Genomic DNA, 10057 nt, shown 5'->3' on the forward strand with positions numbered 1-10057 from the left:
CTCGACGTGGACCGGCTCGACGACCTGGTGCCCGACCTCGCTGAGCGCCGTACCCTCGCGTGCGGTCCCGCCGGCCTGCTGGACGCCCTCGCGGCCCACCATGAGCGCGCCGGCCTCGAGCTGGTGACCGAGCAGTTCCGTACGGAGCGCATCGAGCCGGGCGACGGTGGGACGGTGGCCTTCGCCGACGGCACCTTGCTCGAGCTCGACGGAGCGACCTCGATCCTAGACGCGGCCGAGGAGGCCGGCGTCCTGATGCCCAGCGGGTGCCGCATGGGCATCTGCATGGGCTGTGTCCTGCCGATGAGGGCAGGCGCGGTGCGCGACCTCCGCAACGGCCAGATCACTGCTGTCGTCCCTGGCGACGGCGCCATCAAGGTCCAGACCTGCATCAACGCCGCCGCCGGCGCCTGCCACCTCGACCACTGACCCGATCTCCCCCCTGAAGGAGTCACCATGACCACGATCCAGAAGCAGGCCCAGAGCCCGATCGCGCACCTCACCGAGGCCGACATCGAGCAGATCGGCATCGAGCTCGACGCCATCCGCCAGGACGTGCTCGACTCCCGCGGCGCCGGCGACGCGGCCTACATCCGCAAGCTCATCGACCGCCAGCGCAAGATCGAGCTCGGCTCGCGCGCGGTGCTGCTCTTCAGCGCCTTCCCGCCGGCCTGGGTGCTCGGCACCGCCGGCCTGAGCATCGCCAAGATCCTCGACAACATGGAGATCGGCCACAACATCCTGCACGGCCAGTGGGACTGGATGCGCGACCCGAAGATCCACTCCAGCACGTGGGAGTGGGACATGGCGTCGCCCGCCGAGCAGTGGAAGCACAGCCACAACGAGGTCCACCACACCTACACCAACGTCGTCGGCAAGGACAACGACCTCGGCTACGGCATCATGCGCGTCGACGAGGACCAGACCTGGGCGCCGTTCCACCTCGGCCAGCCGATCTGGTGCTTCATCAACGCGGTCTTCTTCGAGTACGGCATCGCCGCCTACGACCTCGACCTCGGCGCCGTCATCAAGAAGAAGCAGACCAAGGACCCGGCCTTCCGCGCCCGCGCCAAGCAGGTGCTCAACAAGATCCGCAAGCAGGCCACCAAGGACTACGTCGTCCACCCGGCGCTGTCGATCCCCACCGGCTCGTTCCTCCCGACGCTGGCCGCCAACTTCACCGCCAACGTCGTGCGCAACCTGTGGTCCAACTCGATCATCCTGTGCGGTCACTTCCCCGAGGGCGTCGAGACCTTCGAGAAGCGCTCGATCGAGGGCGAGACCAAGGGCGACTGGTACCTCCGCCAGATGCTCGGCTCGGCCAACATCTCCGGCTCGAAGGCCCTGCACCTGATGAGCGGCAACCTGTCGCACCAGATCGAGCACCACCTGTTCCCCGACCTCCCGTCCAACCGCTACGCCGAGATCGCGCCGAAGGTCCAGGCGCTCTTCGAGAAGTACGACCTCACCTACTGCGCGCGCCCGCTGGTCCCGCAGGTCTACTCCGCGTGGCACAAGGTCGTCCGGCTCTCGCTGCCCAACGGCTGGCTCAAGACCACCAACGCCAAGAACGCCCCGCAGCAGCTGGGCATCCTCTACAAGATGGCCACGGGCGACCGTCGTACGCGTCGCCTGCTGGGTCGCAAGCTCGAGAGCGAGTCCCGGGCAGCCGCCTGAGTCCGGGACGGGACGTATCAGATCGCGCTCCCGCGCTTCCTTGGAGAAGGACAGGAGACACGTCGATCGCGGGGGACACGGATGAGCACGCACGTGACGGGAGCGGCACGATGATCCGCTGTGGCTCCGTGGACGACCCGGCGACCCAGCCGCGTGCCGAGCACCCTCGTCCCCTGCTGCCGCGCCCGCGCGCAGCCGCGGAGGACGGCGCCGGGGCGCGTCGGCCGTCGGCCTGAGGGACGTCCGCACGCCCGGTGTGGCCGGTCGACCATCAAGGCCTGACCACCGTTGGCCGGGACACGGGCCCCTGGTCTGGACCGTCTCCCGCAGACTTCCCGAAGGCTTCGGCCAGGGACGGTCGGTCGCGTCCGGGTGCTCCTAGTCTTCTCCTCAGGCGATCCGTGGGGGATCTGCCACGGGGGGTTGGGGAGGAGCACGCCGATGAAGAGTGAGAGCCACGCCCAGGTCATCGACCTCGCGGGTCGACTCAAGGACCTCGAGCAGTTCACGGGGACGCGCGTCGCCCGTCCCAGGCCCGAGCCCGGGGCCGTGCCGGTCAACGAGGCGCCAGCGGCGCTCGTGCCGGTTCCCCGGCGCTCCCGCGTCTTCCTGCGCGGCCGGGAGGGACACGGCGTCTTCGCAGACGTGACCCTCACCGCTCCGCTGCCCCGCCCCGCCCTGGACTGACGCCGACCGGGCGCCGCCACCCACACAGTGGCGCGGCCCACGTGGCCGCCGCCGATGCGCCTCCCCCGACGCGGGCGTCCCCTCGCCTAGGGTCGCCCGGTGGTCTGGCTGGTCGGTGCGCTCGTGCTCCTCTGGATCGCCTGGGGACCGCTCGTCCTGGTCGTCGCCGCTGCCGCCCTCTGCGTGCCGCGCCTCCGGTGGTGGGTCCAGGACCGGGCCCGTGTCAGCCGCCGGGTGGCCGGGGGTGTGACCGGCTCGCTCGTCGTGCTGGTCGCCGTCGTCCTGGCCGTCCCCGACGGCTGGCTGCCCATCCCGCCGGCCCCGGGTGCCTGGGTCGGGCCGTCGTACGTCGGCCGCCCGGCGATGGCGCGCCACTACGCCGTCGCGGTCGCGCAGAACCCGCACCTGGCAGCCCTTCCGCCGGAGGTCCGCACCGGACCGCTGGGGCTCCAGCCCGAGGTCGAGACCTCGTGGTTCGGCCTGCAGCGCTGCGGCCGGCTGGAGCTCACCTCCACGGACCGCCTCGTCGCGCTGTGCTCGGACCGGTCGGGGCCGAGCCTCCGGCTGGTGGACCCGGACACCATGCGGCCGGAGACCACCCAGGACCTGCCGGACGCGACGGCCTCGTGCACGGGTGACGTCGTCTACCTCGACGACGCCGACCGGGCCGTCGTCGCGACCACCGACCGCCGAGTGCTGGCGGTCCGCACGGGATCGGCCGAGGGCGACGCGGAGCTCGCGACGGACGCCACCTGGGACCTCAGGCCCTACGTCCCCTACGGCGACTGCCTCGTCGCGCTGGCCCCGGACTGGGCCGGCCGGATCTGGTGGGCCTCGCGGCAGGGACTCGTCGGCACCATCGCCCCCGACTCCGGGGAGGTCCGGGTCGTCGACCTCGGCGAGGAGGTCCGCCGAGGCCTGGCCGCCGACGAGGCGGGTGGGGTCTACGTCGTCACCGACACCGCCCTCCACCACCTCGCGGCCGGCCCCGACGGCACTCCGCAACCCGCCTGGCGCACGGCGTACGACGGCACCAGCGGCTCGGCGCCGGTCCTGCTCGACGGCGGCGTCGTGGCGATCACCGACAGCGCGGACTCGCGGATGGGCGTGCTCCTCGTCGCCCGAGACAGCGGGCAGGTGATCTGCCGCCAGCCCGTCTTCGGCAAGGACGAGGGCGCCACCGAGAGCACGCTGGCTGCTGTCGGCACCGGCGTCGTGGTGACCAACAACCACGACTACTCCTCGCCGCGCAGCACGCTCCTCGGCTTCACCAGCAGCCACGGCATCGCGCGCGTCGACCTGGTCGACGGGGCGTGCGCCGAGCGCTGGAGCAGCGACGTGGTCTCCCCGGGCTCGGGGGTGACCGCGAGCCGGCCCGACGGGCTGCTCTACGCCTGGACCAAGCGGCCCTCGCTGGCCGGCGTGAGTGCGTGGTACCTCACCGCCCTCGATGCCGAGACCGGGCGCAGCATGTGGAGCGTGCGCGCCGGCACGGGGCTCCTCGCGGGCAGCGACGGCTCGCAGGTCACCCTCGGTCCCGCGGGAACGGCATGGATCGGGACCCTGGCCGGGCTGGTCCGCGTCCGCGACCGCGAGTGACGTGGGGGGTCAGGGCCAGGTGAGGCCGACGGTCTCCTCACTGGTCTCCCACAGCCTGCGCTGCGCCATCTCGTCGCGCGCCAGGGGAGCGGTGCCGACGACGCGCGGGCGTCCACTGGCCTGACCGGGGCCGCCGGGTCCGACGTACGTCCCTCCCGGCAGGTCGGCGGTGGCGGCCATCAGCGTCGGCCACGCCCCGGCGGCCGCGGACTGCGACACCGCCTTGACCGCGGCGTCCAGAATCGCCGCACCGCGCTGCTCGATGCCACGCATCTGCCCGTTGACCACGAGGTGCGTGCCGGCGAGGCCGGGGTGCGCGGCCAGCGCGAGCACGGGCAGCCCCGCCCGCCGCAGCCGTCGGTCGAGCTCGAGGGTGAAGAGCAGGTTGGCGAGCTTGGTCTGGCCGTAGACCATCCAGCGGCTGTAGCGCCGCCGTGCCCGTGGGTCGCCGAGCGGCGCGGACCGGGCGAGCCGGTGCATCTGCGACGACAGGGTGACCACGCGCCCGTCACCGGAGGCGACCAGCTGGTCGAGGAGCAGGCCGGTGAGGAGGAAGGGCCCGAAGTGGTTGGTCGCCATCTGGGACTCCAGCCCGTCGACCGTGCGGCGGAACGGACTGGCCATGATGCCGGCGTTGTTGACCAGCAGGTGGATCGGACCGAGCTCGCCGGCTGCCTCGCCGGCAGCGCGGACCGAGGAGAGGTCGGAGAGGTCCACGACGAGGGTGTCGAGGGCGGCGTGCGGAACCTGTGCGGTGATCTCCTCGGCCGCCGCGTCGAGCTTCGCCGTCGTACGTCCGGCCAGGACGACCCGGGCACCGTGACGTGCCAGCTCGAGCGCGGTGTGGAAGCCCAGGCCGCCGACGGTCGGGCCGGTGACGACCGCGGTGCGGCCGGTCAGGTCGCCCATGTCGTCGGTCGTCCAGGCGGCCTCGCTCACGGCGTGACGCCCATGGCGGCGAGGACCCGTGCGCCCAGCTCGCCGTCGCCGGTGACCTCCACGGCGCCGGGATCGGCGGGACGTCGGCCTCCGGCCAGCACGACGAAGGTCTCGCGGTCCATGGCGAGGGTCACCGTCGGCGCCCCGTCGTCGGGCGTCGCGGTGCGTCCCCGGCCGTCCTCGCCGACGACCGCGGCGACGGGCGCGTGCCCCGCGACCTCGAGGCGTACGACGCTGCCGGCCGGAGCCTGCACCCGCTTGCCGACGATGAAGGGCAGGCTCTCCATGAGGTAGTCGGCACTGTGGATCGCGGGTGCGGAGTCGAGGTTGCCCGGCATGCCGAGCGCGCGGCGGACGTCCTGCTCGTGCATCCACACGTCGAGCGGCCGGTTGCGCAGCAGCAGCCCGGTGCTCCAGCCGATCGCACCGAAGGGGCCCGGCGCGGGCGCCGACGCGTCGGTCGGCGGGTCGGCGAGGAGCTGGGTGTGCCGGGCGGTGGTCGACTCGCGGATCTCGGTGATCAACGCGTCGGGCGACTCGACGCGTCGGGCCACGACGCCCTGCTCGGTGAACTGGCCCATCATGCCGCGGGCGTGCGGCGCGTCGCCGATCTCGACCTCGTCGTGCGGGCGCCCGGCCAGCAGCGACTCGAGGTGGGCCGTGTGCGCAGCAACGCAGTGGACGTCCCACCCGGGCAGGTCGGTCGCGGCGGCCCACTGGTCGGCGCCGACCTCTTCGAGGAGGTGCGTGAACGAGTCGACGGCCTGCCACCACACGGCCACGAGGGCGCTCAGTCGCTCCGCTTCGGTCATGGGGAGAGGGTAGGCCCACCCCGGCGGAGGGGTCCGCGGGGTCGATTCGAATGGTTCTTGGGCCGGCCTGCCGTCGCACTCGTCACGACGACGCTGGCAGCCAGCGTCCTCGGCATCGCCCCGAGTGCCTACGCCGCAAGGTCGGCAAGGTCACGTGACGCCTGCCTGACGCGCCTACGAGGGCCGGATCCCACGGGGGCCGGCCCTCGTGGCGTTTCGGTCGCCGCTGACCCGCGCGCGACGGCGCAACCCCACCCTCGGGGTGGGGCTGCGTCGTTTCCGGTCCGGCCGGCCCTACGCTGCGCGGGACGACCGGGGCCCGCACCGGTCGCACACCGACAAGGGAGTCGTCATGGGTATCGGAATCGGCATCGTGCTGCTCGTCATCGGCCTGATCCTTCTGTTCGCCATCAAGGAGTTCCCGCAGTCCCTCCAGGACGTCGTCGACCCCACCACGGTCGGCTGGATCCTCGTCATCGCCGGTGTCCTGGCCCTCGTGCTCAGCCTCGTGATGAACAACCAGCGCTCGAAGACCACCCACGTGGAGGAGCGCCGCGAGATGTGAGCGGGGCGGTCGCCGGCGAACCGACTGATCAGAGCCAGCCGCGGTCCTGCGCGATGCGCGCGGCCTCGCTGCGGGTCGTCGCCCCGGTCTTGCCGATCGCGGCCGACAGGTGGTTGCGGACCGTGCCCTCGGAGAGGTGCACCCGTGCGGCGATGGTGGCCACGGGCGCTCCGTCGAGGGCGTGGGTCAGCAGCTCCTGCTCGCGGGCCGTCAGTGGGCTCGGCCCGTCGATCAGCGACTCGGCCGCGAGGTCAGGGTCGATCACCCGCAACCCGGCGTGCACCCGGCGTACGGCGTCGGCGAGCTGGCGCGACGGGGTGTCCTTGACGACGAAGCCCGAGGCGCCCGCCTCGATCGCCCGCCGGACGTAGCCCGGGCGGCCGAAGGTCGTCACGATCAGCGAGCGCACCTCCGGCAGCTCGCGCCGGATCGCGGCTGCGGCGTCGATGCCGTTGAGGCCGGGCATCTCGATGTCGAGCAGGCACACCTCGGCGCCCGACGCCCGGGCCGCGTCGACCACCTCGTCGCCACGACCGACCTGGGCCACGACCTCCAGGTCCGGCTCGAGGTCGAGCAGCGCCGCCAGGGCGCCGCGCACGAGGGCCTGGTCGTCGGCGAGCAGCAGCCTGATGATCACGGCAGGGCCACCTGGATGCGGGTGCCGGGCGTGGTGGGGACGATGTCGAGCGTGCCGCCGGCCCCGGCCACGCGCTCGCGCATGCCGCGCAGCCCGTTGCCCTCGGCGCCCGCGCAGCCGGCGCCGTCGTCGGTCACGGCGATGCCGTGCGGGCCGAGCTCGATGACCACGGACCGCGCCCGCGCATGGCGTACGACGTTGGTGACCGACTCACGCAGCACCCAGGCCAGCAGCGCCCGGTGCCGCGGGTCGGTGTCGGCGACCTCGCCGGTGACGGTGGTGCTCACGCCGATGTCGGCAAGCACCCGCGGGGCCGCGGCGAGCTCCGCCTCGAGGTTGCCGGCGCGCAGGCCGCCGACGGTGGCGCGCACCTCGGCGAGCGCCTGGCGTGCGGTGTCCTGGATCGACTCCAGCTCCGCCTTGGCGCGCTGCGGGTCGACGTCGATGAGCCGTGCGGCGAGCTCGGCCTTGACCGACAGGGCGGTGAGCGAGTGCCCGAGCACGTCGTGGACGTCACGGGCGACCCGCTCGCGCTCGGCGACCATGGCGTACTGGCTCTTGGCCTCGTGGGCGACCTGCTCGCGCTCGCCGAAGACGCGGAGGATCACCCCGCCCAGCATGACCGGCCAGAACATGAGGAAGAGGTAGGGCGGGAAGCCGTCGACGCCGAGGAGCGAGAGCAGCGGCAGGGCCACCCAGAAGGCCACGGCCCACTTCCACGCCGGCGCCGGCAGCTCGAGCGCCGAGAGGATGGCGAGGTACGGCGTGTAGGAGATCGCCTCGATGCCGATGACCGGTGCCGTGGCGAGGCCCAGCGCGACCATCAGCCCGAGGAACAGCCAGGGTCGCCGGCCGTGGCTGGCGTAGCCGAGGACGTTGGCCACCGCGAAGCCCACGATGCACAGCAGGCACAGCGCCTTGACCACGGCCGGGACGTCCGCGTCAAGGACCGCGAGGACCGGGTAGACGAGGAAGACCAGCCAGATCGACGCGAACGCCCAGCCCCACTTCTCCCAGGGGTTGGCGGGCAGCTGCTCGTCGGTCACGTCCGCGCCCGGCTCCGGCGTACGCCCCACAGCGCGAGCAGGGAGAAGATGACGGTCCACGCGAGCACGTTAGCGACTGGCAGCCAGAGCGCGTCGCGGCCGCCGACCGGCAGGTAGCCCTCGGTCAGGGGGAACCGGGCGAGCGCGGCGTAGCCGTAGAGCGGGGTGAGGCGGCCGATGTCGAGCAGCAGGCCGCTCATCGGTGTGAAGACGTTGCCGAGGAACGCCATGATCACGATCATCCCGGAGGCGATTCCGGTCGCGTTGGGGCCGCGGAAGACCAGCGACATCGCCAGGCCGTAGATCGCGAAGAGGGCCGAGCCGAACCACACGAGGAGCGCGGCGAGGACCCAGTCGCTCCAGCTGCCGCGCGCGCCGGTGAGCGCACCGATCGCGAAGATCAGCGTCACGGGCATGAGGGCCACCAGCATCGCGATGGCGGCCTTGGCGGCGACGAAGGCGGACGGCCGCATCGGGGTCAGCCCGAGCTGGCGCCCCCAGCCCATCACCTGCTCGGTCGCGGCGCTGCCGGCGACGCCGGTCGTGGCGGTGACGGCGCCGTAGGCGGCCATCGAGATCATGATGTACATCCCGACGTTGCCGCTGCCGACCTGCTCGTCGGAGCCGAGGCCGAAGACGAGGAACATGAAGGTCGGCAGGCCGACGATGAAGAACATGCCGAACGTGTCGCGCAGCTGGCGGCGCAGGTCGAGACGGGCGTAGGTGACCATGTCCGGGCGCGGCGCCGTGCGTACGACGTCGGGTGCGGGCTGGACGAGCTGCTCGGTCATCGGGTGGCTCCTTGGAGGATCGTGTCGACCGGCGTGTCCGCGGTCAGGGCGAGGAAGGCCGCCTCCAGGCTGGCGGCGGAGACCTCGAGGTCGGTGACGCCGAGCGGCGCCAGGGCGTGCTGGACGCTCGCCAGCCAGGCCGGGTCGATCCCGTCGGAGCCGACCACGTCGGCCGGCGGCCGGAAGGTGAGGGTGCGCCCGCCGTAGGCAGCGCGTACGTCGGTGGTGGCGGCGTCGTGGACGATCCGGCCGTGGTTCATCAGCACGGTCCGCGCGGCGAACTCGTCGGCCTCGGCGAGGTAGTGGGTGGCGAAGACGATCGTGCGGCCGTGGGCGGCGTCGTCGCGCATCGTCTGCCAGAACTCCTGCCGCGCGCCGACGTCCATGCCGGTCGTCGGCTCGTCCAGGATCACCAGGTCGGGGTCGGGCACGAGCGCGAGCGCGAACTTCAGCCGCTGCTGCTCGCCGCCGGAGCACGCCTCGACGCGCCGGCCGGCCAGCTCGGTGAGCCGGGCCCGCTCAAGCACGACGTCGACCCGGTCGGGCCGGCCGTGCAGGGCGGCGATCGCCCGGACGGTCTCCTCGACAGTGAAGTCGTTGAGCAGCCCGCCGGTCTGCATCACCGCCGAGACCCGGCCCGCGCGCACCGCGGCGCCCGGCGCGACGCCGTACACCTCGACGGTGCCGGCGTCGGGCCGGGTCAGACCCAGCAGCATGTCGACCGTGGTCGTCTTGCCGGCGCCGTTGGGGCCGAGGAAGGCGACGATCTCGCCGCGGTGGATGGTGAGGTCGACGTCGTCGACCGCGAGGACCGGGGTGCCGTCGGCCTGGCGGAACTGCTTGCGCAGGCCGGTGGCGCGGATCGCTGGAGTGCTCATGTCCCCAGCCTGTCGGCGGCGGGCGGGCGGTGCCCGGCACCGGTGTCACGACCTCGCCGTGACACCTGTCATCTGCGAGCGCACTCCCTCGGTGGAGGAGGTGCGAGCGCAGCGAGCCTCGAAACCACACGTCTCGTGGGTTTCGAGGCTCGTCGCTAGCGCACCTCGCACATCAACCAGCGAGGCACGTTCCGATCAGAAGGACGCCTCGTCGAGGTCCATCAGGTCGAGGTCGATCCCCTCGGCGATGGCACGCTCGGCGCTGATCTTCGGCAGGTTGGTCTGGGCGAAGAACTGCGCGGCCGCGACCTTGCCGGCGTAGAACGTCGGGTCCTTCTCCGACACCTCGCCGGCGAGCTTGCCCAGGGCCACGTCGGCCTGGCGGAGCAGCAGCCAGGCGCAGACGACGTCGCCGAGCACCATCAG

At 72.6% G+C, this 10057-nt stretch carries 12 protein-coding genes; 5 read left to right on the forward strand and 7 right to left on the reverse strand.

Going from position 1 to position 10057, the window contains the following annotated elements; all coding sequences use genetic code 11:
* The 4 genes from JWN97_RS14135 to JWN97_RS14150 form a co-directional block, all read left to right on the forward strand.
* Positions 1 to 429: 2Fe-2S iron-sulfur cluster-binding protein (locus JWN97_RS14135; protein WP_297623709.1), on the forward strand; the 429-nt coding region annotated here is incomplete at its 5' end.
* A 27-nt stretch (positions 430 to 456) separates the two neighbouring features.
* Entirely contained in the window at positions 457 to 1677 is a 1221-nt protein-coding gene (locus JWN97_RS14140) for an acyl-CoA desaturase (RefSeq protein ID WP_297623712.1), read from the forward strand.
* A gap of 441 nt (positions 1678 to 2118) precedes the next feature.
* A complete protein-coding gene (locus JWN97_RS14145; protein WP_297623716.1) occupies positions 2119 to 2364 on the forward strand; it encodes a hypothetical protein in 246 nt (81 codons plus the stop codon).
* 99 nt (positions 2365 to 2463) lie between these two features.
* A complete protein-coding gene (locus JWN97_RS14150; protein WP_297623719.1) occupies positions 2464 to 3963 on the forward strand; it encodes a hypothetical protein in 1500 nt (499 codons plus the stop codon).
* 9 nt (positions 3964 to 3972) lie between these two features.
* On the opposite strand, the gene JWN97_RS14155 is transcribed toward JWN97_RS14150, so the two are convergent.
* A complete protein-coding gene (locus tag JWN97_RS14155) occupies positions 3973 to 4902 on the reverse strand; it encodes an oxidoreductase (protein WP_297623722.1) in 930 nt (309 codons plus the stop codon).
* On the reverse strand, positions 4899 to 5714 hold the full coding sequence (locus JWN97_RS14160) for a maleylpyruvate isomerase family mycothiol-dependent enzyme (protein WP_297623725.1): 816 nt from the start codon (positions 5712 to 5714) through the stop codon (positions 4899 to 4901). The genes JWN97_RS14155 and JWN97_RS14160 overlap by 4 nt, the downstream gene beginning before the upstream one ends.
* Before the next feature lie 352 nt (positions 5715 to 6066).
* Here JWN97_RS14160 and JWN97_RS14165 point away from each other — a divergent pair, with 352 nt between their 5' ends.
* On the forward strand, positions 6067 to 6279 hold the full coding sequence (locus tag JWN97_RS14165; RefSeq protein WP_297623728.1) for a DUF6458 family protein: 213 nt from the start codon (positions 6067 to 6069) through the stop codon (positions 6277 to 6279).
* Between the two features lie 28 nt (positions 6280 to 6307).
* On the opposite strand, the gene JWN97_RS14170 is transcribed toward JWN97_RS14165, so the two are convergent.
* From JWN97_RS14170 to JWN97_RS14190, 5 genes are all read right to left on the reverse strand, one after another.
* The gene (locus JWN97_RS14170) at positions 6308 to 6913 is read right to left on the reverse strand and encodes a response regulator transcription factor (RefSeq protein WP_363321293.1); all 606 of its coding nucleotides are present in this window, start codon (positions 6911 to 6913) and stop codon (positions 6308 to 6310) included.
* Entirely contained in the window at positions 6913 to 7962 is a 1050-nt protein-coding gene (locus tag JWN97_RS14175; protein ID WP_297623733.1) for a sensor histidine kinase, read from the reverse strand. Before JWN97_RS14175 ends, JWN97_RS14170 begins: the two co-directional genes overlap by 1 nt.
* Complete coding sequence (locus JWN97_RS14180; protein ID WP_297623736.1) at positions 7959 to 8753, reverse strand: ABC transporter permease; 795 nt, start codon at positions 8751 to 8753, stop codon at positions 7959 to 7961. The genes JWN97_RS14175 and JWN97_RS14180 overlap by 4 nt, the downstream gene beginning before the upstream one ends.
* On the reverse strand, positions 8750 to 9631 hold the full coding sequence (locus tag JWN97_RS14185) for an ABC transporter ATP-binding protein (protein ID WP_297623740.1): 882 nt from the start codon (positions 9629 to 9631) through the stop codon (positions 8750 to 8752). The genes JWN97_RS14180 and JWN97_RS14185 overlap by 4 nt, the downstream gene beginning before the upstream one ends.
* 195 nt (positions 9632 to 9826) lie before the next feature.
* The coding region (locus JWN97_RS14190; protein WP_297623743.1) for an acyl-CoA dehydrogenase C-terminal domain-containing protein at positions 9827 to 10057 on the reverse strand (231 nt) is incomplete at its 5' end.

The sequence above is a fragment of the Nocardioides sp. genome (genome assembly GCF_025965415.1).
Taxonomy (GTDB): domain Bacteria; phylum Actinomycetota; class Actinomycetes; order Propionibacteriales; family Nocardioidaceae; genus Nocardioides.

What these genes read in the sequence shown, in the direction of transcription:
- JWN97_RS14140 (WP_297623712.1), top strand. Translation starts at nt 457, where the DNA reads ATGACCACGATCCAGAAGCAGGCCCAGAGCCCGATCGCGCACCTCACC.
- JWN97_RS14145 (WP_297623716.1), top strand. Translation starts at nt 2,119, where the DNA reads ATGAAGAGTGAGAGCCACGCCCAGGTCATCGACCTCGCGGGTCGACTC.
- JWN97_RS14160 (WP_297623725.1), bottom strand. Translation starts at nt 5,714, where the DNA reads ATGACCGAAGCGGAGCGACTGAGCGCCCTCGTGGCCGTGTGGTGGCAG.
- JWN97_RS14165 (WP_297623728.1), top strand. Translation starts at nt 6,067, where the DNA reads ATGGGTATCGGAATCGGCATCGTGCTGCTCGTCATCGGCCTGATCCTT.
- JWN97_RS14180 (WP_297623736.1), bottom strand. Translation starts at nt 8,753, where the DNA reads ATGACCGAGCAGCTCGTCCAGCCCGCACCCGACGTCGTACGCACGGCG.
- JWN97_RS14185 (WP_297623740.1), bottom strand. Translation starts at nt 9,631, where the DNA reads ATGAGCACTCCAGCGATCCGCGCCACCGGCCTGCGCAAGCAGTTCCGC.